At 47.0% G+C, this 21,621-nt stretch carries 19 protein-coding genes and 2 pseudogenes; 5 read left to right on the top strand and 16 right to left on the bottom strand.

The genetic code is table 11. The annotated features are described in order from the left end of the window. Positions 1-15 precede the first annotated feature (15 nt). The 9 genes and pseudogenes from HH215_RS36625 to HH215_RS34925 form a co-directional block, all read right to left on the bottom strand. A pseudogene (locus HH215_RS36625) lies at positions 16-249 on the bottom strand (DUF3850 domain-containing protein). Between the two features lie 26 nt (positions 250-275). Further along, entirely contained in the window at positions 276-485 is a 210-nt protein-coding gene (locus HH215_RS34960) for a hypothetical protein (protein ID WP_169284125.1), read from the bottom strand. Positions 486-507: 22 nt separating this feature from the next. Then, positions 508-1,938: a replicative DNA helicase gene (gene dnaB / locus HH215_RS34955; RefSeq protein WP_169284719.1), complete on the bottom strand. Its 1,431-nt coding sequence runs from the start codon at positions 1,936-1,938 to the stop codon at positions 508-510. A gap of 1 nt (position 1,939) precedes the next feature. Beyond that, positions 1,940-2,287: a replicative helicase loader/inhibitor gene (locus HH215_RS34950; protein WP_169284124.1), complete on the bottom strand. Its 348-nt coding sequence runs from the start codon at positions 2,285-2,287 to the stop codon at positions 1,940-1,942. Next, entirely contained in the window at positions 2,274-3,164 is an 891-nt protein-coding gene (locus tag HH215_RS34945) for a helix-turn-helix domain-containing protein (RefSeq protein WP_169284123.1), read from the bottom strand. Before HH215_RS34945 ends, HH215_RS34950 begins: the two co-directional genes overlap by 14 nt. Positions 3,165-4,011: 847 nt before the next feature. After that, positions 4,012-4,275 (bottom strand): helix-turn-helix domain-containing protein, encoded by a 264-nt coding sequence (locus tag HH215_RS34940; RefSeq protein WP_169284122.1) that lies wholly within the window; start codon positions 4,273-4,275, stop codon positions 4,012-4,014. A gap of 135 nt (positions 4,276-4,410) precedes the next feature. Next, on the bottom strand, positions 4,411-4,599 hold the full coding sequence (locus tag HH215_RS34935) for a hypothetical protein (protein WP_169284121.1): 189 nt from the start codon (positions 4,597-4,599) through the stop codon (positions 4,411-4,413). Between the two features lie 60 nt (positions 4,600-4,659). After that, positions 4,660-4,863 (bottom strand): hypothetical protein, encoded by a 204-nt coding sequence (locus HH215_RS34930; RefSeq protein WP_169284120.1) that lies wholly within the window; start codon positions 4,861-4,863, stop codon positions 4,660-4,662. Between the two features lie 14 nt (positions 4,864-4,877). Further along, the gene (locus HH215_RS34925) at positions 4,878-5,105 is read right to left on the bottom strand and encodes a helix-turn-helix domain-containing protein (protein WP_169284119.1); all 228 of its coding nucleotides are present in this window, start codon (positions 5,103-5,105) and stop codon (positions 4,878-4,880) included. Positions 5,106-5,258: 153 nt separating this feature from the next. Between HH215_RS34925 and HH215_RS34920 the strand changes: the two genes are divergently transcribed. From HH215_RS34920 to HH215_RS34910, 3 genes are read left to right on the top strand one after another with little or no spacing between them, the layout of a single operon-like run. Further along, on the top strand, positions 5,259-5,657 hold the full coding sequence (locus HH215_RS34920; protein ID WP_254450313.1) for a helix-turn-helix domain-containing protein: 399 nt from the start codon (positions 5,259-5,261) through the stop codon (positions 5,655-5,657). A gap of 23 nt (positions 5,658-5,680) precedes the next feature. Beyond that, positions 5,681-6,364, top strand: coding sequence for an ImmA/IrrE family metallo-endopeptidase (locus tag HH215_RS37120; protein ID WP_169284118.1), 684 nt, complete (start codon positions 5,681-5,683; stop codon positions 6,362-6,364). A 39-nt stretch (positions 6,365-6,403) separates the two neighbouring features. Then, entirely contained in the window at positions 6,404-7,981 is a 1,578-nt protein-coding gene (locus HH215_RS34910; RefSeq protein WP_169284117.1) for a recombinase family protein, read from the top strand. Between the two features lie 20 nt (positions 7,982-8,001). Here HH215_RS34910 and HH215_RS34905 read toward each other — a convergent pair. From HH215_RS34905 to HH215_RS34875, 7 genes and pseudogenes are all read right to left on the bottom strand, one after another. Next, positions 8,002-8,199, bottom strand: a pseudogene (locus tag HH215_RS34905) (manganese catalase family protein); the annotation flags it as partial. A gap of 21 nt (positions 8,200-8,220) precedes the next feature. Further along, positions 8,221-8,478 (bottom strand): spore coat protein CotJB, encoded by a 258-nt coding sequence (locus HH215_RS34900; protein WP_254450644.1) that lies wholly within the window; start codon positions 8,476-8,478, stop codon positions 8,221-8,223. A gap of 106 nt (positions 8,479-8,584) precedes the next feature. Further along, positions 8,585-8,818 (bottom strand): spore coat associated protein CotJA, encoded by a 234-nt coding sequence (locus tag HH215_RS34895; protein ID WP_169284115.1) that lies wholly within the window; start codon positions 8,816-8,818, stop codon positions 8,585-8,587. A 193-nt stretch (positions 8,819-9,011) separates the two neighbouring features. Further along, on the bottom strand, positions 9,012-14,747 hold the full coding sequence (locus HH215_RS34890) for a DUF7402 domain-containing protein (RefSeq protein WP_169284114.1): 5,736 nt from the start codon (positions 14,745-14,747) through the stop codon (positions 9,012-9,014). A 35-nt stretch (positions 14,748-14,782) separates the two neighbouring features. Further along, positions 14,783-15,625 carry a carbohydrate ABC transporter permease gene (locus tag HH215_RS34885; RefSeq protein WP_169284113.1) on the bottom strand — a complete coding sequence of 281 codons (843 nt, stop codon included), beginning with the start codon at positions 15,623-15,625 and terminating at the stop codon, positions 14,783-14,785. Continuing rightward, the gene (locus HH215_RS34880) at positions 15,625-16,461 is read right to left on the bottom strand and encodes a carbohydrate ABC transporter permease (protein ID WP_169284112.1); all 837 of its coding nucleotides are present in this window, start codon (positions 16,459-16,461) and stop codon (positions 15,625-15,627) included. Before HH215_RS34880 ends, HH215_RS34885 begins: the two co-directional genes overlap by 1 nt. Before the next feature lie 137 nt (positions 16,462-16,598). Next, positions 16,599-17,930 carry an ABC transporter substrate-binding protein gene (locus tag HH215_RS34875; protein WP_169284111.1) on the bottom strand — a complete coding sequence of 444 codons (1,332 nt, stop codon included), beginning with the start codon at positions 17,928-17,930 and terminating at the stop codon, positions 16,599-16,601. A gap of 218 nt (positions 17,931-18,148) precedes the next feature. Between HH215_RS34875 and HH215_RS34870 the strand changes: the two genes are divergently transcribed. After that, positions 18,149-19,978, top strand: a complete 1,830-nt coding sequence (locus tag HH215_RS34870) for a sensor histidine kinase (RefSeq protein WP_169284110.1) — start codon at positions 18,149-18,151, stop codon at positions 19,976-19,978. Then, the gene (locus tag HH215_RS34865; protein WP_169284109.1) at positions 19,975-21,570 is read left to right on the top strand and encodes a response regulator; all 1,596 of its coding nucleotides are present in this window, start codon (positions 19,975-19,977) and stop codon (positions 21,568-21,570) included. The genes HH215_RS34870 and HH215_RS34865 overlap by 4 nt, the downstream gene beginning before the upstream one ends. Positions 21,571-21,621 lie beyond the last annotated feature (51 nt).

The raw sequence follows: 21,621 nt of genomic DNA, 5'->3' as shown, positions 1-21,621 counted from the left end.
CGGGCGTAGGGTTAGTTAGGCGAAGCCTAGAATCACGTATCCCTCTTTGCAGTATTCCGGATCGTCTAGGATGTACATCACATCGTGTTCGATCTCTTTGCTTGTATATCCGTCTTCTGGGCTCCATTCTTGCAGGTTGAGCGTGTCGCCGACTTGATAGTTTCAATCGTTCTTTCGGACTTCAAACGTCTTTACTCCGCTCTTAACGTCCCGGAAGTGTTTTGGCAACGTTTTAAGGTTGTGGACCATCTTTCTATCCTTCCTCTCAGGAAACGTTAACTGACGATGTTCTTCGCCATTTTTTCTTGTCGCTTCTTGTCTGCCTTCTCAGCATCTGTAAACCCACGATATCTCAAGATGTAGTTTCCGTTCGATTGTTTATCCATCACGACAATGTGCTTCTTTTCTTTATCCACTTTGACCAACTCTGCCGTTTTTGGTGGAAGTTCGAAAGTCGAAAACCAGCTATCTTCTCCTGCATTCATCCAACACACCTCCAATCATGAATTAATCCGTCTCATCATCAGTCCTGGGTGGTTTCAATGGTGCAAATGATGAGGAATGGGAACGATCTAGACTTACGAACTTATTGAACTGCTTAAAGAAAACGAGTTCGACTGTTCCGACTGGTCCGTTCCTCTGCTTGGCGATGATAATCTCGATAATGTTCTTTTTCTCGGATTCCTTATCGTAATAGTCATCTCGGTATAGGAATGCAACGATATCCGCGTCCTGCTCTATCGCCCCTGATTCCCTTAGGTCGGACATCATTGGACGTTTGTCCTGGCGTTGCTCCACTCCTCGGGAGAGTTGGGAGAGTGCGATAACCGGTACTTCCAACTCGCGTGCAATCTGCTTTAATGTCCGGGATATCTGCGATACCTCTTCCTGACGGTTCGCCCCGCGGCGGCCGCTGCCCTGTATGAGCTGGAGGTAATCAATTAAGATCATATCGAGCCCTTTATCCTTCTTTAGTCGCCGGCATTTGGAGCGAATCTCATTGACTGTGATGCCCGGGGTATCGTCGATATAAATTTGTGCATCGTGCAATTTCCCAATTGACATCGACAACTTTTCCCAGTCTTCTCCCTCCAAAAACCCTGTACGCATTCTGCTTGCGTCTATGTTTCCTTCCGCACTGACCATGCGTGTTACTAGCTGGCTAGCAGACATTTCGAGGCTGAAAATAGCTATTGATCTTCCAAGAATGATTGTTTCTTCGTCAATAATGATATGTTTCGCTGCATTTTGAGCGATGTTCAAAGCAAACGCTGTTTTCCCTACGGACGGACGAGCAGCAACGATTATCAAGTCGCCTTTTTGAAACCCGGATGTCATATTGTCTAAGTCGACGTACCCGGAAGATATGCCAGTGACACCGCGATAACTATGTCGGTTGGCGTATCTGATTTCTGTTTGCTCCATCACTTCTTGCAAAATGTCTTTCATAAGCTTGAATTCCTGCCGCGGAGCTGCCCTGTCGGAAATCTTGCTCATTGCCATTTCCGCCGTTGCAAGGAACGCGTTCGTGTCGGTTTGCTTCATGGCCTGACGCCATAGCTCAGTCATAGTCTCGTAGGTTTCCCGCCTAAGGAACATGTCTGCCACCCGATCGGCATACCATCCGACGTTCGCAGCAGTTGGTGTTGAATCAGCCAGTCGTGCTAGATACATAACACCGCCGACCTTGTCGATCTCCTTGCTATCCTCCAACTTAGCCGTGAGCGAACGAACGTCGAGCGGTTCACCCGAATCGACGATTGCGATCATAGCACGATAGATTTTTTTATGAGCCATCTCCGAGAACTCTCCACCTTGTAATTTCTCGCGAGTTGTTTCAATGGCCTCTGCTTCGAGGAGGATGGCTCCTAAAACGGCTTGCTCTGCTTCAATATCAACAGGTGGTTGCATATCCATCCAGTTATTCATGTCGTTCATCTCACTCAACCGATTCACCTCGTATCAACGTTCGCATATGTTCCCAGTAGCCGGTTGGAGGAGGAGAGTTACAAAGCCTCGATGCTTCCAGTTGGGCGAAGTAATTCGCTGTTTCTTCTTTGCTCCTTTGACTATCTAACTGATCACCGAGACGGCCGCGAATGTCTGCGATACCCGGATGCTTCTTGCTGTCAGTTTTGATGTATTGCTCCACGTTTCGCATCGCTGCTTCGAAGGGAAAATCCTTAAGGTATCTAAAATGACGTTCGATATTTTCGTCGCTAACGTCGAAGAATGGGTATTCCTCTTTGATCTCCATGAGTAAGTCGATAACCTCAACCCTGTTCAAGTTGTCGTGCCTCCTCTCGCTTTCTCCGTAAATCGTCAAGTTCTTGTTGTGGTCTGGTTCTTCGCGGCGAGCCAAGGGCGACTACAGGGGCTGGCACCCTGTTAGTTATGGAATCTTCACCAAGGGCGACCGGAGAGATTGGCACTCCCTCGGTAATGGCTTTTACCGTTTCCCAAGCTTGATAAATAACGCTTTTGTAGTACAGAAATGACGTAATATTCGTTTCAACGCTACGCTCCCTATACACCGCCTGCATGGTTTCGATGATCAGTGAAACGGGTATACCATCTCCGATCATTTTGAACATGAGGGTTCGTTCCTTGTCTTTCAAATGAAATTCAATTTTGTTATGAAGATTGCAATATGATTCGATCAGTTGAATGATCGGTGACTTATTAATAGAGGTAGTAATAGTAAGATCTAAGTCTTTATTAGATAGGACATTACTGTCCGTTCTCTCCGGTAAAATAACTCCGTGATCGGACATTTTTGTCTGTTCTGGCATTGAGAGATCGGACATATTTGTCTGTTCTATATCATCAGATCGGACATTTTTGTCTGTTCTCTTTTTGCTATTTCGTACTGCAACAATTAGCCCGTAAGGTGCTCTTGTTGTACGAATATAGCCGTGCTCTTCGAGAGTTTCTATCCATCTCCCTACCGTTTTATCGTTGACTCCAAAAGGTGCAGCGAGTTCGGATAGCTTCATGGGCTTCTTGCCGTGCACGTAACCCCACGTTACTCCGTCCTCCTCCTCGCACTCCTTTGTTGTAGAGTTGATGCACCAGGAGAAGAACCATAGGGCCGCGCCAATCTGTTTATAATGTTTTGGTTCAAATATCCCCGAGTACATCGGAAAGGGGTAACTGTCCGGCATCCCCTCAACTCCTTTATCCTGCTTTTGCCATAACAATCTTTCGAAGCCTGTCCAAAGTTCTTTTAGGAATAGCTTCTGGATTTCGAGCATGGAGTGCGATGGTATGATGCAAGGCTTCATCGATATCCATTCGCTTCGTTCTTACGCGGCCGTAGGCCATGCAGATTACCGCTTTCTCTGATCCTTCCTTGTTCCAACGGAATCTCAATGTCATTGCCCCTTTATACCGAATATGGTATATTCATAAAAAGTGATTTTAAATGACGACAACTCTCCCGCCCCACGCGGAAGGGTTATTTTTTTATGCCGCTGAACTTCTCATTAAGGCATCCATGTCCCGATGTGCCTCTTCGATCTCTTTGTCCAACCACAAAAGCGCGAGTGCAAACGATTCCGGGTCCATATCTAGCCTATTCAGTAGGTTTCGCGATGTTATCAGGTTGCACAAATGCATCCGCAACGCTTCCACTGTCTCAACCTCCATTCTCAATGAATTCATGGAACAACAACGTTTTGGTTTCCTCGATACGTTCCCCGTCCCATATACAATCATCAAACATGGGAACGTATTCTAGCTCGCCATGACCCTCTGCAATCTCCGGCGTACACTCTGGGTCCATTAAAGTGTTATGAATTTCTTCCAACGCTCCGACGTTCAAACACAAATTAATTCGTTGGTCATTCTTAGCTCGAAGTAACAAACTCTTTGCCTCGTTCAAGTACTGCAACGCCGTTTCAATGTGACTTGCCGCTTGTTGGGTGTTGTTTCCTCTGTACACAGTATCAATCCCTTTCGATACAACTTGTTATTATTTTCATTAAATGATACAATTTGTATATAAATTAATTAAAGCCCTACAGTCACTTGCATAACGTTCTGGAATAATTGTTGCATGATCGTAATGCCATCCATTCCACAAAGGAATGCAACGACCACTTCTTGTGAACTTGTCTCTTTTGACCACTGGACAAGCGTTGTCACATCTAATGTCTGCTTATTGTTTTCAAGCTTTGTTACCGATGATCTGGATCTGTTCAGCTTCGCCGCAAGTTCTTCTTGGCTAAAGCCAGCTCGTTCACGCATAGCGGTCAAGATCGCTCCCAATTTCATCTTCTCTTTCACTCCAATTCTGTTATTTGTTCGAATATCGAACAGACGCGGGAGCGTGAAGCGATGTATCATGATGTTGTACCCGGTGTAACCCCACACCTCATGTTAAGGCCTGCCGGTTGGCGGGCTTTCTTTTTACACGGGCTCACCTTTAGCTATAAGTTCTTCGATGATTGCCCAACCCGCAGCATGATAACGGTCCAACACCTTTTTGATATCGTCCGGGGTTTTAGCAACAAAATTATCAGCAATATGGACCGTAGAGTTACCAAATTTATAAGTCTTAACAATGTTTGGAACAGGTAGACTTTTCCGTTTCTTCATGTTCGCATCCCCTCCATTAGGAGTTATATGCGGCTGTATCTGGAGGACGGGCATTGAAATTTACCTCCTCTCTTCATATCCTGCAAACAAGTCCAGGTTTTTCTTAAAAACAGCTCCGACGTATCGCATCTCATCAGGAGTCAAGTTCGCTTCGCTTGCTTGGTCGACCAGCACGCTGACGAAGCGGATCAGTGCGCTAATCCGTTTGCTTCTGGATTCCGAAGCTACTGCTATTTCTTCGCGGGCTTTTTGAAGTTCGTCCAATAAATCTCACCTCGCTATGCAGAGTTCGTTGATAAAACTTCGCGTATCGCGTAGCGAGTGGGCAAAAAAATTTGGTCCTTACTTTTTTGGTATACACTGGCGATAACATCCGCTCTTTCAGAGCTTACGCCACGCTTTCCGTTCTCTATTTCAGACAAATACCCCGAAGGTATACCGATTTCTCTTGCAGCTTCTTCAATGGATAGACCTGCCAGGATACGAGCCTGTGTAAGTGCACTCATGGTTTTTCACCCCCTAACACTTCGCGTTTCGCGATGTTTATTCTCAATATAAACGCATGTCGCGTTGTTGTCAACGCATTTTGCGAAGTTTTTTTATTTCCACTCTGCAATTCGCATTTCGCGAAGTATACTTACTAATAGGTGGTGGTTCATGTGTTTCCCCAAAAATTGAGGGAACTTAGAAAAGAAAAGCGATTAACCGCAAAACAATTTGGTGAAAAGTTTACACTTGCGGAATCAACGATATCTGGCTACGAAACAGGCGCTAGAACTCCAGATATGGAAACGATCGAAAAGTTCGCTAACTTCTTTGAGGTTTCAGTTGATTATCTAATGGGAAGAACCGATGCCCGTTCTACAACATCAAAATCTGGTAGTAATCATAATGTCGACCCAGAAATCATCGAACTTCTTGATAAGCTTCAAAAAAAAGGAGCAGCACTTGAAGCGACAGCTATCCTAAGGACTGCCTCTAAAATGAACAAGGAGCAGTTGAAGGACATATTAAAAGTGTTCGAGATGATAGAAACAGAGAAAAAAGACGGAAACTAAATAATCATCGGCGAGGACACCCTATGCCCTACTCACCAGACACAAAGTATCTGTTGAAACAATCGGGAATAGACATCCATCGAAGATCGTCAACCTCACCTATTTCCCTAAGAAAAGTCGGGCTCCACTTTGGATTAAAATTTAGAAAATTGCCACTCCATCAAAATACCTGCGGAATGATCGTCCCGAGCAACAATGGGATTTACATCACGATCAATTCGGATCATCCCTATACACGTCGTCGATTTTCAACTGCTCACGAAATCGGACATTATTTTCTTGGGCACGAATCGGACGTTACTCAAACACACGATGAGGACCGGTATGAAGAGGTTCAGGCTAATAAATTTGCCTCATGCCTCTTGATGCCAGACGAGTTATTTTGGTTTGTACATAATGAACAAACTTCTATTAAGGAGATGGCATCCTGGCTTCGTGTCTCTCCGATCTCCGTGGCCATCCGATGCTCGCATCTTGGAATACGACATTTAGAATCAGAACTCGTAAGAAGTGACTACTTCCTAGCAGAGGAAGAGATGTCATTTCATTCCTCACGAACTAAATCACATCAAAATCATAAACAACAAGAAGTTATTCAAGTTCCGAAGGTGGATCAAATATTTCAGCCACACCAAAGAAATGAAACTTTATGGAAGAAAAATTCTGACGCATTAGATAGGCTCCGGAGGATATATGGTTACGATTGAAGAAGAGACTTCGTAGATATGTTTTAAGGAGGCCCATTAATGTACGGACAACTACCACCCGGAGACTATGGTGCGTATCTCCGTAAATCACGTGTTGATCTAGAAGCCGAATCTCGCGGTGATGAAGATACTTATGCAAAACATAAACGAGTCTTATTTGATTTGGCCAAAAGGCACAATATCACCATCTCGAAAATTTATCAGGAAAAACCCATATCGGGTGAACGAATCTCGGAGCGCCCCGATATGATGAGTCTCTTGTCTGATGTTGACGAAGGGAAATGGACGGGTATACTTGTCGTCGAGGTCGAACGTTTGGCACGTGGGGATACTATGGATCAAGGCATCGTCGCTCAAGCGTTTAAATATTCCAATACCCTGATCGTCACACCGATGAGGACATTCGACCCAAACAATGCGGATGACGAGGAGTATTTCGAATTCGGCCTATACATGAGCCGCCGAGAGTTTAAGACTATTAATCGACGGCAACAGAACGGGAGAAAGACCGCTGTTGCTGAAGGTAAATATATAGGAAATATCGCTCCATATGGATACGATCGAAAGAAACTTCCCGGCAAGGGATGGACGCTTGAAATTAACCCAGAACAAGCACCGATAATAGAATTGATATTTAATTTGTACAACGAGCCTGACCCGGAGAAGCGTATGGGAACAGCTAGAATAGCTCGTTATCTCAATGAAGTGCTGAAAGTTCCAACGATGAAAAATTCCAGTTGGACCGTCGCGACTGTTAATGGCATTCTAAGGAACCCGACTTATATTGGGAATGTGAAATGGGGCACCCGTCCAGTTGTGCGTAAAAGAGCCGGGAAGAGCCGCCCTAGGCTTGCTAGAGAGGACACAACAGAAGAAAAAGGGCTACATCCTGCGATTATATCGGAGGAGGTTTTTGAGCGAACACAAGAGCTTCTAAGAAAGAACAACCACCCACGTACATGGGATGGTAAAGTTACGAATCCTCTCGCCTCTCTCGTACGCTGCGCGATCTGTGGCTCGACTATGATAGGTAGACCTTATAAGAACGGTTCATCATCTCTAATGTGTATCAAACCAAATTGCCCAACGGTGAGCACCTACATTCATATCGTCGAAGAACGGATTTTAGACGGCCTCAAAATATGGCTGGATCAATACAGTAAACAATGGGATGATGTAAACCCCGCAAAAACGGATGATGAATTGAAACTCAAAGTAATACGCTCATCCATTGAGGGGATGAGGAAGAAACTCGTCATATTGAATGAGCAGAAAAATGAGCAACACAATCTTCTAGAGCGCAAGATATACGATTTAGATACTTACATGACACGATCAATAGCAACCAAGAAAGAAATAGACGAAATAGAGAATGGAATAATAACACTGGAGGAAGAGTTATCTAACGAGGGGAAACGTATCGAGGCAAGGTCTGAGGTTATACCGCAGGTCACGAAAGTAATCGAGCTCTATCCCAATACCGAAGATCCATCGAAGCGAAACGAGCTTCTTAAATCTGTGCTTGAAATGGCGGTTTATAAGAAGGATGTAGGCGGACGATGGTCGGGGCTCGCGGATCAGTTTGAATTGATTCTACAACCCAAATTATCGGAATAATATGATGTATATGTTGTTGGCGCGAATTCTTCCGTGCCGATATCCGTCAATAACCCGATGACTTTATCCGGAATCGTATAGCGTTGATTCAAATATCGCAATGCCGCCGATAGCTCTCCGTCCGCTCCTCCGTATTGCTCCACCAAATATCTGGCCATACGGGGATCGCATTTACTTACCCTTACCGGATACTGGAGTTTTTTTTCGTAGATCCACATCTTCTCTACACCGCCCTCGTCTTAGACTTGCCATGGCCAAGGGGTATCCACCCATTGCCATGGGAATCGGCTAAAGCTTTGGCCAAATTGCAGCAAAGGACCGTATCTCATCTCGAACTCGTTGGCGATTTGTTGCCTTCGTTGCGCCAATTGATTAAACTGCTGAACGGCTTGCATATCCGTAGGATGGGTATCCAAATATAAAGTGAGCTCGACTAACGCGAAATCTACTTTCTGCAGCTCCAGAAGTTCTAGGCAATAAGCTTCGTCGCCCCGCAAGCCGTTATCCGGTTTCTTGACGGTGTCGTTGCGATCGTTGCGATCGTTGCGATCGTTGCGTCCATCGCGGTCGTTGCGATCGTTGCGCTCATTCCGCTCGAACCGGTCAACCATTGCCTTTCCCCCCTTTAACCGCTCGCCTGGAAGGATAAGGACTATAGAACGCAGGCCATAACGTACCTCGGCGCAACGCTTCGTCCAACGAGTATTGGGGCAAGTTCATCGGCTGGAACGTAATGTACTGATTCGGCGGAACGATGTACCATTTCACGCGGATAGGCGGACATGGATCATGCGGACTTACGAACGGCTTCCAATCTCGCCATTGGGCATCATACATGCATTTTACCTCCTTGGAAGTTCACCTTGAGCCCACTACCTAACACGAATAGCAGCATTCTCATCCGCTTATATCCTATGCCCAGCAACCTTGATTTCTGTCATTTCATAAGAAATTATTAACCTTTGCGTAGTCGTCGCTTATGCGAAAGAGGCTGGCGAAAGTATCGCCAGCCTCTTCCCCTTCTCAAACTCTACTTCGACAATAGTTGATACAGCACCTGTGCCAATTGCGCTCGTGTTGTCGCTTCTTTCGGATTCAGCAAGCCGCTGCTTCCCGTTATCACGCCGCTTGCCGTAAAGTAGTTCATCGCTTCTAGGGCATATCGGGCGATTTGATCGTCGTCTTGAAAGCTACCCCTATTATGACCGTCCGAGTTTACCGGCAATTGTCCAAGATACTTCAATATTCTGTACAATGTCGTAGCCATATCTTGTCGCGTTACTTCCTGCTCCGGCATGTAAAGGTTGTTTCCGATTCCATCGGCAAGCTTCAGACGTTTAGCTGCCGCCAAATAACCGCTATAATACGTTTGGCCCGCGTCCGCAAAGTTGTCTTTAGGCATCTGATCCGGTTCGATTCCGTAGGCGCGCATGATCATCACGATCATTTGACCGCGGGTGATTTTCCAATCCGGACTAAATTGCCCTTTTCCTGTTCCCGTCGCGATATCTCTTGCCGCTACGAAATCGATTGCTCCCTTATACCAAGCCGTGTCTGCAACATCCTTAAACGAAACCGGATGATAGCCGACCGCATACCGGGAGAAATGCGAAGTCGTAAACGCGACCGCGTTTCGTTGGGCAACGAACTTACCGCGCATTGCCTTCAGTCGACCGTTTGCGTCAATAAAGTAAGGCACGATAGCATTGTTCCTTTCGCTGCTTGGCGGAGCATACGGAATCGCGATTTCCACGTTTCCGCCGAACGATGAGATGAAAGCGTCGCCCGATTTAACCGTGAGATCGACTGCCGGTCTGCCGGCAATCGGGTTAGGCAATCCGGTCGTATCCACTGCTTGCGCACGAATAACGACTTCTTGCCCGGAGGCGTTAGCACCGATCGTTTCCAGAGCTTTGGCGTCAAAGCTCATGCTCGCCAATCCGGCATCGACATTCAACCCGATACCGCTCAATAACTTGAGAGCGCTCGTTGGAAGTTGTAACGATACTTCCTTAGCCGTTCCCGCTCCGGAAACGCTTATCGTAATCATTGGATTCGCGCCTGATTGCTTAGCTAGCTTCTCAAGAGCTTGTTTGATCGCATTCTCATCGACGCTAGCCGTCAAAACACCATTGTCGATGTTAGCCGTTACCTTGATCTCAACACCGTTGTCCGTAATTATAATCGACAGGTCCTTAGCAGATCCGTTGGAACCGCCGCTTCCGCCCGATCCGCCAGAGGAGTTCCCTCCGCCTGGCTCGTTAGCTTGCGGCGGCAGCATGATGATCTCATAGATTCTGACGGCTTGGTACATCGTCGTTGGATCTTGCGGTTCCGTAATATTGAAACGGACGTATCTGGCTTTCGTGCCCGCCGGAAGTACTCGATCCAGAATATCCTCCGTATTTCCTTTTACGTCGTCAACGGTGACCCAAGTTTCTCCGTCCTTACTTGTCTGTAACTGTAAAGCCCGCGTGTTGATTTTATTCCCGAGCCAGTTTTCGAAAGGACCCGCATTAACGATGAGATAACGTCCGATTTCTTTCTCCTCGCCAAGATCGACCTGCAGCCAGTAAGCCTCTTTGTTGGAGTCGCTCCATCTGCTGCCCATATTGCCGTCTATCGCGAATCGTCCCAAATCGCTAGGCTGTTCCCCGCTGACCGTGACCTTATCTTGCAGTCCGGTTAACATATTGCCCTCAGGCATAACGACAATCATCGCTTCGTCATACACATCGGGGTTAACGCTGCTTTCTACCCGAATGACCGCCTTGCCTTCCTTGTGAATCGTTACCCGTCCATCCTGCGATACCGACGCGATATTCGGATTAGCGGACTTCCAAGTCAACGACTTGCTAACAGCCTCGAGGGGCTTCAAAGTCGTCGTTTCCAGCTGGATTGCGTTCCTGCTCATCGTAAATATCCGGTGCTGGTTAAGTTCAATCTGCAGCAAAGGAACATTCATTGCCGCTACGCGAATTTGCACCTCTACCTTATTATTCGGATCTATTGCGCTCTCGGCGGTTATCGTAGTCGTTCCCTCCGCCAAAGCGTAAAATCTACCTGAAGCATCGATGTTTCCGATATAAGGGATGCTGGATTTCCAGATCGTTTCACCTTGAATCGCATCGGTCGTCAGCTTCATATAATCCCATGGTTTAGCCGCGATACTCTCATTCGCTGCTTCCAGAGATTTCACTGGGAATACGACGGATGAGGGCTCCAAGTTAAGAACAACTCCGGCAACCGCATGGGAAGGCAATGATAATGAAACTTTTACTTTGCCACCCTCTACTCTTGTAAATACCGGAACCGCCGCAGAGCCATCCGCCCAACCGCTTACCATGTAAGCAGTCGCCGTCACTTCCGCATGGCCGAGTTCAACGTTATCGAATGTAACTTCGATATTTTTCACTTCATCGGACTCATTAACGACAAAGCCTACTTGCTTACCTTCGCTGTTAACGGCGCCAAAGGCGTCATCCAAGCCGTTAGTCGTTGCGGCTTTCACTTGAAACTCGCCTTTGCCAAGGCCAAGCGACTTGCTTAACAGCTTAAAGGTATAGCCGAGCGGCAAGAAATCGCCTGTACCCGATGCGTCATCCCATTTGTACATGCCGAAGTTGGACACGCTGCCTTCGGAGAAATCGGTCTCTCCGTAAATGGGCTGGTAGGATGGAAATGCCGCATAGAAGTCGGCCGCGTAATAACCTTGCTTAATCAATCCGGAAAGCTGGAGTCCGAGCCAAGATCCGCTAGTGAAGCCTCTCTCTTCATAATTTCCGGCGGATGTGTTGTATTCCGTAATCATGATAGGCGCATTGGCATCGAACCCCTTCGAAGCGCGGGATGCGAACGCGTCTTTGAAAATACGAATATCCGTCTTGCCGGCTTGCGGACTATACTTATGGAACGAGCCGTACTGCAGCATATCCGGCGTAATTCTAGGATCATCCATAACGGCGTGGATTTCCTCAGTGACAGGCTCGAATGTGCTGAGTCCGCCCATGATCACGTCGCTGTCCACTTCACGAATGGCTTTGGCAATGTGATAGTAAGAGTCCTTAATAAATGCAATGCGGGTGTACCCGCTGCCTTCCAAGTTAATAAACCAGGAAGCATCGGGTTCGTTCAGAATTTCAACCCAGTCGATATCGTCCTTGTAACGAAGATAAACCTTCTGAACGATATCCTCGTAAACCTCCCAATCTTTCGGGACGCCAAAATAATCGCCTGAATAGGTTAAGAAGCTGGGAGCGTAGGCAAAAATCATCGAAACCTTCATGTGATTGGCTTTTGCCTGATCGACCCACCAGAATTGATCCCAATTCCAGTTGTCGGGGTTTTGACAATCATTCGTATTGTTGTTCCAATCTTCAAGGCTGCCGCAGACGTCTTTGAGAATATAATCGAAATATACCGTATTGCGAATTCTTGTCATCCCGATATCGGCTAGCTTCGGAAACATAACATCCGCGTGCATTCTCATCGGATTTTTATTGAATCCGAATACATAAGGCGATCCTATTACGGTATCATTCGCAAAGTCTATCGTGGCTGTGGCATCCGGAGGCGTATTGGCGTTCACCTCTTGGTTGATTAGCGTGACGATCGCCTCGCCAATGACTCCGGTGCCGTCAATCGCTTCGGCTCTAACCTTTACGTCTCCGTCTTTTTTCTTGGAAGCCGTAAGCGTTCCCGTTTGATCGATCGAAGCTTTGATCGTTGCCGAGCCGTCCGGTTCGCGAACGGACCATTTCACTCTCTGGTCGGTCGCATCGCCCGGAGTAACCGCGGCAACCATCTTCAGGCTTCCGCCTTTCACATCGATGGAATTGCCCGTTTCTCCGTAAACCGCAATACTCGCAACGGGAGTCGTTACTCCCTCGGTAAAGCCGTATACTTCCATCTCCGCAAGACCGATCGAATTGAAGCCGGTTGTACTGCTGATATCAAATCGCAGCCATTTCGCTACGATAGGCGTTTCCAGATCAATCTCCTTGGGAGACCCGTCTACCGGGATGTCCTTCACTTCGATCTTCTTGCCGTTGCTAAACGTAATGATTCCTTTATCCGCATTGGCAGGGTCATTCCTGTCGTACACGATAATCTTATGTATCGTTTGCGCTTGCTCCCACTCGAGGTTGATCCAAGGCTTCGTCTCTTTCGATGCCCATTCCGTACCGATGTCTCCATCCATCGCGTTGGTCGCGACGTACGCCGCGCTATATTCGGTCGATGCGGACACGGACGCGTTTCCGGCAATATTCGTTCCCATCGAAGGGTCGACGCCTTGTCCGGAAATCGTCACCTTAACCGATCCGTCAACCGTGGATCCATCCTTCGATCTAGCAACTACAGTAACCGTGCCATCGGCAGTTGCCGAGAGCTTTCCTTGGCTATCTATTTTTGCCTTTTTAGTAGGCGTAACTCCATCCTCTTCTAACACGGCCCAAGAAACCGATTGATTCGTTGCATCGGCAGGCAGCACCGACGCGATCATTTGCAACGTACCCTTCTTGGCAGATATGGCGTGAATGCCGCCTGCCCCGCTTACTCCGATACTTTCAACGGGCTTGCTTGCTCCGCTTGGATACCCGAATACTTCGAATTCCCTTAAGCCCACATTCCATCCGCCGCTACCCTCATGAATATCGAATTTGATCGAGGTCGCAACGATAGGATTGGGCAGAACGATCGTCTTCGGCGTTACTCCGTCGTTCGGTACTCCGTCTACCTTGATTTCCTTGCCATTGCTGAATACGATTTTACCTGCGGCATTATTGCCATCGGCTCTGTCGTATAATACAAGCTTCGTTATCGTTTGCGGTTCGTTCCAATCCAGCCGAATCCATGGTTTCGTTTCGTTGGAAGCCCACTCCGTGCTCAACTGTCCATCTACGGCATAAGCGCCTTTATATTCCGCGCTGTGCTCCGTTGAAACCGTAACGCTAGCGCCGCCTGCAATATTGCTGCCCGGTTGAACGGTCTGGTTAATCGTTATATCCTTGTAACCGGTTACGCCGGACCCGTCCTTCGCTGCCGCGACGACTCTAACCACTCCATCGGCTTTGGCCTGGAGTAAGCCCGCGTTATCGATTTCCGCTTTATTCGTAGGCGTGTGTCCATCGCTTTCATAGACCGCCCAAGTCACGCTTTTCATGGTCGCATCCTCAGGGAATACCGCCGTATTCAACTGAAGAGCGCCGCCGGAGATGCTTATCGTATTCTCGTTACTGACAACGCTAATGTTTTGAACGGGCGTTCCGCTAGCCGATTCGACTCCGAACACCTGAAGCTCGACTAAGCCTACTCCATTCCAGCCATTGCCCGTAATATCGAATTTCAAGGAATCGGTAACGATTGGAGAATTTAATACAATTTCCTTGGCAACGCCATTCCCTGGAATATCGGACACCGTTACTTGCGCGCCATTGCTGAAACTCAGCACTCCGCCGATGGCATCTGCGCCATCCGGTCGGTCATAGATTACGATTTTGGACACTTCATACGTGTTGTCCCAATCCAGTTCAATCCACGGTGCAGAGGTAGCGGAAGCCCATTCCGTGTCCATACGGCCATCCGCCGCATGAGCGCCCGCATAGGCGGGATCATTTCCATAAAAAGAAGAAACCGTTACCCGCGCCTGCGGTGCGATATTCGTCTCCGCAGCTTGGGCAAGCTGCGGCGTCGTCAAATAGATCATGTTAAACATAAGTACTGCCGCTACCAGAAAACTTGTGAATTTCCTCGCTTTACCGTGCATTCTATCCACTCCGTTTCAAGATGGTTGCTCGAACCTTATCCTTTAATCGCTCCCATAGCTAGTCCCTTGAGCAAGTACTTTTGCGTAAATAAGAAGAACAAGAGAATCGGAATGGTGGCTACGACGCATATGGCCGATACGGGCGCCCATGACGTAACCGAATAGCTTAATGTGCCGACATAACTCTTAAAGTTGTATATTTCAAGCATTAACGTGGGCACGTCGCCGTTGCTTAAATAAATGAGAGGTCCCTGAAAGTCGTTCCAGTACCAGAATATTTCCACCACGAATACGGTAGCCGTCGCAGGCATCAATAACGGAAAAATGATGCTGACGAACGTTCTGATTTTGCCGCAGCCGTCAATGGCGGCGGCCTCTTCCAGCTGCCTAGGTATGGATTTGGTAAAGCCGGCGTAAATCATCGACGTATAGGCTACGTTACCGGACAAATAGATCAAGATTAGGAAAGGAATCGTATTCATCATGCCTAACGAGGTTCCCATTTTGTAGAAGACGACCATATTCGTTTGAGCCGGGATAATGAGCGCGAACACGAACACGATATACATCCACTTGAATATCCGTTCTTTGGACCGGCTAACGACATATCCGGCCATAGAAGAAACGATAATGGCAATGATTAACGTGATGGCACAGATCATGATCGTATTCAAGAACGCGGGAACGAAAGTCGGAGATGCAAAAACCATTTTGTAATTTTCGAAGTTGGTAAAGTCCGGCGGGTAAAACGGATCAAAGATATGGTCCTCATCCTTAAAGCTCGACAGGATAAGAACAATGAACGGAACGGTAAACAAGAGCGCGACAAAGAACATAAGCCCGGTTCCGAGAATTCTGCTTCCTGCTTGAACCTTCATTACATCTCCACCTCCTTAGAACGGGTTAACCTAAGCTGAAGGGCAGAGATCACGAAAATAATGAGGAGCAAGAATACCCCGGTAGTGGTTGCGTATCCGGCAGCATTGTATTGGAAAGCTTGATTGTATATAAGCATCGTAGGGGTCAGCGTAACGTCGCCGGGACCGCCCTTAGTCATAATCAACGGAAGGTCAAACAGCTTTAAGGTTCCTGATATTTGGAAAAAAGTAACGATCGTAACGGCTGGCATCAGCAATGGGAAAGTAATACGAGTAAAGCGGGTCCAGCCGACCGCCCCGTCGATATCGGCAGCTTCGTATAAATCCTGCGGAATGCTCTGAAGCCCCGCGATGTAGAAAATAGCGGAGTTGCCGACGCCTTGCCATAAAATAATAAACAAGAGCGCCCAAGGCGTTTTGTCATAATCTCCGAGCCAATTGATCTCTTGGCCTCCCACGCCTAGAAGATCGACCACTTTATTAAGCAACCCGTCACCGGCAAGAATGATCACCCAGATGTTCGAAATAACGATCATGCTAATGACGGAAGGCAAGTAAAATAACGTCCGTAACGCGGAGCGTCCTTTAATCTTCGAATTAAGAATCAGAGCCAAGATCAGCGATAGCGGATTGATCAGAACGATAGCTCCGACTGTAAAGAACAAGATGTTTCTTAGAGAATGCACGAAGCTGATATCTTTCAGCAAATTTTTGTAGTTGAGCAGTCCAACGAAATTGGGCTTCGAAATCCCGTTCCAGTCCGTAAAAGAATAGTAAACGCTTGATAGAAAAGGATATACGACAAATGCAGCGATAATGAGCAACACGGGTACCATGAATAGGACTCGCTGTGTGTAATCCAGGGTGCTTTTCTTCACTTCAATCAGTCCAATCCGCGTTTGAGTAAACAATAATAACGATGATGCGAGTGCTGCGGCGTTTAATCCCCAGCACTCGTATGATCACTCCATCTTTACTGAATATTTACCAACGCTTTATCGCGCTGATAGGTTTGATCCGCCGCGTCCAAATCCTTAGGTGAGAAAGCTTTGCCTGCCGCGATTTTCGTTATCACTTGCGATAGCGCTTCATGCGTTGATGGCGGGAGCCACAGAGTCATTTGCATTTGCGACGGGAAAGTAGATAACGCCTGAGCGTAATCCTTGCCTCCGCTCGTTTCTTGCGGTATCGTAAGGTTCGGCAAACCCGTAAATGCACTGTTCTGAAGCAATCCGGGAAGCGTGCTAGCGTCAATCAAAGCGTTGATCATATCGATTCCGCGCTGTTTGTCCGGATACAGGGCATTCAGGGACAAAGAAGCATTCGTAGCCGTAGTAACGAAGCTGTTGCCGTTGTCGTCAGGCATCGGGAAGAAACCAAGGTCGACATTGTACTTGTCGGCGACGACGCTGTTGATCCACGGTCCGTTGAACATCATAGCCGCTTTGCCTTCGCCAACCTGCTGCACGGCCGTATCATAACCGGTGCTCAATGCGCTTTTGGTCAGATAGTTATTTTTGACCATTTTCTCGAAAGCGGTAAACAACGCCGTAAATTCAGGACCATTGATTTTGGTCTTGCCTTCATATAAATCTTTGTCGATATTCGGATTCACGCCGTATACGAACGATGCCATCGAAATCCAAGTACCGGATATCGGCCATCCATCCTTGTACCCGGCCGTGACCGGAATGATTCCGGCTGCTTTAATCTTTTCGCTTATATCCAGAAACTCTTGATAGTTTTTCGGAACGGAAAGCCCGAGATCCGCAAACACTTTTTTGTTATAAAACATTCCCCAGCCGGAGACGTCGACAGGCGCCGCATACACTTTGCCGTCGTATGCGTTATCCGGTTTAGAGCTTTCCATGATTTGCGAGGCCCATGGCTGATCTGAAAGATCGGTCAAGTAACCGGCTTTGGCGAAAGGAACAAGCGCGTTTTGATGGAAAAACACATCGGGAGCGCTCTTCGTCGCAAGCTGCGCCTTTAACAACTCATGGTATTTTTCGCCTTGGATAGGATTCCATTTGATCGTGGCGTTCGGATACGTTTTCTTGTACAGAGCTTCTACGTTTTTGATGTAGTCCTCGGCATAGGCGTTAGCCGAACCGAGTACCCAGTGAGCGACGCTAATTTCGAACGCTTCGTCATTTGAAGATTTTTCCGGCGATGTCGTTGACGATGCTTCGGGCGAAGCGCCGTTAGTTGCAGCGGAGTTGCTATTATTGCTATTTCCGCAAGCCGCAAGCGTAAATGCGACCATACAAACGACTAAACTTAGCAGTAATTTTTTCTTCAGCATAGGTCGATCCCCCTTGATATTACGAATAGTAGTGTCAACGCGCGTTTTGACAAGTTTAATTGTATGCTTTCCTTTTTAGCTAGAATAGTGAATAGTTTTAAGAATTAGTGACCAATTTTGCGCTCTTGAGCAGCGCTTGATCCTTTTTAAAATCCATTCGTTATAATGGTTTTGTACGGTAAGATGATGAAATTACATCTGTATGGCGGGAGAACACCATGATCAAAAAACTACTATCCATGTACCGGAAAAAAGTCTTCTATAAGATTTTTCTTCTCCTGCTGCTGGCGACATCCATACCCACCGTCATACTGACTACGATGTCTCATGAAAGTACGCGAAGACTGTTTCAGTCCGATTTTATCGAGTATAAGAAAACATTGAATAACCAGATCGTAAATAGTATCGATGAGAATTTGCAGACTATGCAGAAACAGTCGGAGGCGCTCGCTTACAACATCCTCGACATTCAACGGTTCCTTTCCTATAAACCTACCACGATCGACGAGGGATATTTTGAAGCCGCCAATCGGGTGAACTACTTCCTGACCAGCATCTTGAGCAATAACGATAGATTCGACGGCATCGGGTTGCTTTCCCTGAACGGCTCCATCGCCACGTACGTTAACGCGGACGGATTTACTCCTCAGGAAAATTCAAAAATACGGATCCCAGGCGTGGAAGATACGCTGATCAACAACGGCGGTCCCGTCATCACCATGATGGATCTGGACCAAACGATGAACAGTTCCATTAGAAATCATAAGAACAACAACGTGATCGGAGTGCTACGAACCCTTCTAGACTACAAAATAGAAAACAAGCCGATCGGAATCTCGTTGTTTACGCAGGAATTGTCCAAATTCGGAGAAATCGTTACCCACAGCAGAATTACCGAAGAGGACACGGTCATCATCTTATCCGATAATAATAAAGTCGTATTTAGCAACCGAGAACAATCTCCGGACTCCTTGCAGCAACTCATTGAGCGTGCCGAGCAAGAGCGCGCGGACAAAACGAACGAGCAGATCAGCTTTAACTGGAAGGATCAGTTTATCATTTATGATGACTCGTCGATCTTCGAATTCAAGGTCATTACGTCCGTGCATCGACATGTCATCGAGGAAAAAATGAGCGTCGTAAAAAGGATTAATTTCTTGCTGATGACCGTGTTGGTCATTTCGACTATCATCCTGTCCATCTTGCTGTCTAATCTCATTACCTCTCCTCTTATTCGCTTAAAGAAGTCGTTCATCCAATTTCAGAGAGGGAATTTTTCCGTTATGATCGAAGCCAAAGGCGCGGACGAATTCGCGGAAATCGCTTTAGGTTTCAATACGATGGCCGAAAACGTACATCATCTGATCAAAGAAAAATACGAGATCGAGCTTGCCCGAAGGCAATCCGAGTTGGAGTCGCTTCAGAGCAAGATTAATCCCCACTTTCTGTATAACACGTTGTCGTCCATTAAAGCGGTTATCAGAGACGAGAATGCCGGGTTGGCGCGCCAAATGGTTCAACATTTATCCGATTTGTTTCGCTATTCGCTGAATAGGGGGAGATTTATCGTGACCTTGGTAGAAGAACTGGATCACGTGAACAAGTACTTGACCCTTCAAAAGCTGCGTTTCGGAGAACAGTTCCGGATGACGTTCGATATCGATGACGAGTTGCTCTCCACGAGCATTTTGCGATTGACTTTACAGCCGATCGTCGAGAACGCGATCCTTCACGGCCTGGAAAACAAAACAGGGCATCGTCTCGTTCATATCTGCGCCCAAACGTACGATAATGAGCTGTGGATTTATATAGAGGATAACGGTAAGGGGATGGATAGCCGACAGGCGGATAAGATGAATGCGATGCTGGGCGATAATCCACGAACGATGCTTGATAGCCCGACGAGAGACCGGGTAGGCATCTACAACGTGAATTCCCGGATTAAGCTTTATTACGGCAACGAGTACGGGATCAGCATTCTGAGCGCGCCCGATGAAGGGACAATCGTTAAGATCATTTTACCGTTGGATAGGGGAACGCAACTATGAAAATACTCATCGTAGAAGACGAGAAACTAACAAGAGACTCCATGGAGCATGATCTTAAGGAATTGGGATACTCCTTAATCAATAAGGCATCGGACGGAATTGAAGCATTGGAGTCGATCGAGGATTGTAAGCCGGACGTTATATTCGCCGATGTACGCATGCCGCGTATGGACGGACTAAGCCTGTTGAACGAAGTTAAGCAACAGGTCTCTCCTCCGATATTCGTCGTAGTCAGCAGCTACGATTCGTTCGAATACGCGAAGACGGCGCTTGAACAAGGCGCCTTCGCCTACTTGCTCAAGCCGGTTGAAGAAAACGACTTGAAAAGCTGCCTTAGCCGGATCGAAAATCGGATCATACATGACCGGACGAAAGCCAATCGAATGACCGAAGCCGATCATAAAGCCAAGAAATACCTTCAGCTTGCCAAGAAACAGATGTTGCAGCATATCATTCAAGAGGAGATCACCGACGAGGCTGATCTGCGAGAGCACTTTAAGGCGATGGATATTTCGTTGCCCTATGATCAAATCTTCATTATGACGATTAGCATCGATCATTTCGAGCAATTGATAAGCCGTAGATCGAGCTCCGACATCCAACTGTACAAGTTTTGCATCGAAAATATAACGCTAGAGTTAATCGAGGATCTCGGCGTTACGATCTTGCCCTTCGAGACCGATCATGATCTAGGCTTCCTGGTCAATATTCCCGCTAACCCGGTGCTCGAGGAGCAATTGATGCGCGCTTTGGACAAGATCATCGAGTTTACAAAGGATTATTTGAAGTTCTCCATCACCGTCGGAGTCGGCGAAACGTTCGGGGAGCTATCCCATATTCACAAATCCTATACTCAAGCGAGAAAAGCGGCTATGACACGAATGACTCGCGGCGGCAATCGGGCGTACTCCCATAAAATGCTTAAATCGGAGTTTAGCACGGCATCTTTAGTAATGAACTTCGAAACGGAACAACAGTTGCAACTCTGCATGGAAAAATGCGAAAAAGAAGCCGCAAAGGTTATCATTCATCAGTTCTATCAGCAAGCGCAAGAACAATCGGCTAACCTATTGAAACTGAATTTCAATGTGGCGGTCACGCTCATAAAGCTGCTAACCCGGCTCGGATTAAATCCCGAAACGTTCCTCGGCAGCGAGCTGAAGCTTTACAGGCAACTTAACGTATGCACGAGTCTTGAGCAGTTGTTGCTTACCGTAGACGAAATTCTCGAAATCTGCTTCGAGCAAATCGGCAAGAACGATAAAATCTGGAACAATTCGGTCATGGCTAAAGCAATGGAATTCATTATCCGTCATTATAACGAAGATATCAGTTTGCAGTCCGTATCCGAGCATATCAGCTTGAGCCCGGCCTATTTAAGCAAACAATTCAAGAAAACCTATAACCAGAACTTTATCGAATTTCTGATCCAATACAGAATGGAAAAAGCCCGAGAATTGCTCAAATCAAGCACCTACACGGTAAACGAGGTTTCCGTTATCGTCGGATTCAAAGACGAGAAGCACTTTTTCAGGACATTCAAAAAAATAACGGGGGTTACTCCGGGGGCTTATAAGAGAGGGGAAATATAACGACAGGCGCTCAAGGCACCGCATTCTTTCCTAGATGCGGTGCCTTGAACG

It is taken from the genome of Cohnella herbarum (genome assembly GCF_012849095.1).
GTDB classification, from domain to species: Bacteria; Bacillota; Bacilli; order Paenibacillales; family Paenibacillaceae; genus Cohnella; species Cohnella herbarum.
This window is presented reverse-complemented; position numbering and strand designations above follow the sequence as displayed.

Bases quoted from the DNA above. Each gene is read 5' to 3' on its own strand.
- HH215_RS34960 (WP_169284125.1), bottom strand. From the start codon at position 485: ATGAATGCAGGAGAAGATAGCTGGTTTTCGACTTTCGAACTTCCACCA.
- dnaB (WP_169284719.1), bottom strand. From the start codon at position 1,938: ATGAACGACATGAATAACTGGATGGATATGCAACCACCTGTTGATATT.
- HH215_RS34945 (WP_169284123.1), bottom strand. From the start codon at position 3,164: ATGCCGGACAGTTACCCCTTTCCGATGTACTCGGGGATATTTGAACCA.
- HH215_RS34940 (WP_169284122.1), bottom strand. From the start codon at position 4,275: ATGAAATTGGGAGCGATCTTGACCGCTATGCGTGAACGAGCTGGCTTT.
- HH215_RS34935 (WP_169284121.1), bottom strand. From the start codon at position 4,599: ATGAAGAAACGGAAAAGTCTACCTGTTCCAAACATTGTTAAGACTTAT.
- HH215_RS34925 (WP_169284119.1), bottom strand. From the start codon at position 5,105: ATGAGTGCACTTACACAGGCTCGTATCCTGGCAGGTCTATCCATTGAA.
- HH215_RS37120 (WP_169284118.1), top strand. From the start codon at position 5,681: ATGCCCTACTCACCAGACACAAAGTATCTGTTGAAACAATCGGGAATA.
- HH215_RS34910 (WP_169284117.1), top strand. From the start codon at position 6,404: ATGTACGGACAACTACCACCCGGAGACTATGGTGCGTATCTCCGTAAA.
- HH215_RS34895 (WP_169284115.1), bottom strand. From the start codon at position 8,818: ATGTATGATGCCCAATGGCGAGATTGGAAGCCGTTCGTAAGTCCGCAT.
- HH215_RS34890 (WP_169284114.1), bottom strand. From the start codon at position 14,747: ATGCACGGTAAAGCGAGGAAATTCACAAGTTTTCTGGTAGCGGCAGTA.
- HH215_RS34885 (WP_169284113.1), bottom strand. From the start codon at position 15,625: ATGAAGGTTCAAGCAGGAAGCAGAATTCTCGGAACCGGGCTTATGTTC.
- HH215_RS34880 (WP_169284112.1), bottom strand. From the start codon at position 16,461: ATGGTACCCGTGTTGCTCATTATCGCTGCATTTGTCGTATATCCTTTT.
- HH215_RS34875 (WP_169284111.1), bottom strand. From the start codon at position 17,930: ATGCTGAAGAAAAAATTACTGCTAAGTTTAGTCGTTTGTATGGTCGCA.
- HH215_RS34870 (WP_169284110.1), top strand. From the start codon at position 18,149: ATGATCAAAAAACTACTATCCATGTACCGGAAAAAAGTCTTCTATAAG.
- HH215_RS34865 (WP_169284109.1), top strand. From the start codon at position 19,975: ATGAAAATACTCATCGTAGAAGACGAGAAACTAACAAGAGACTCCATG.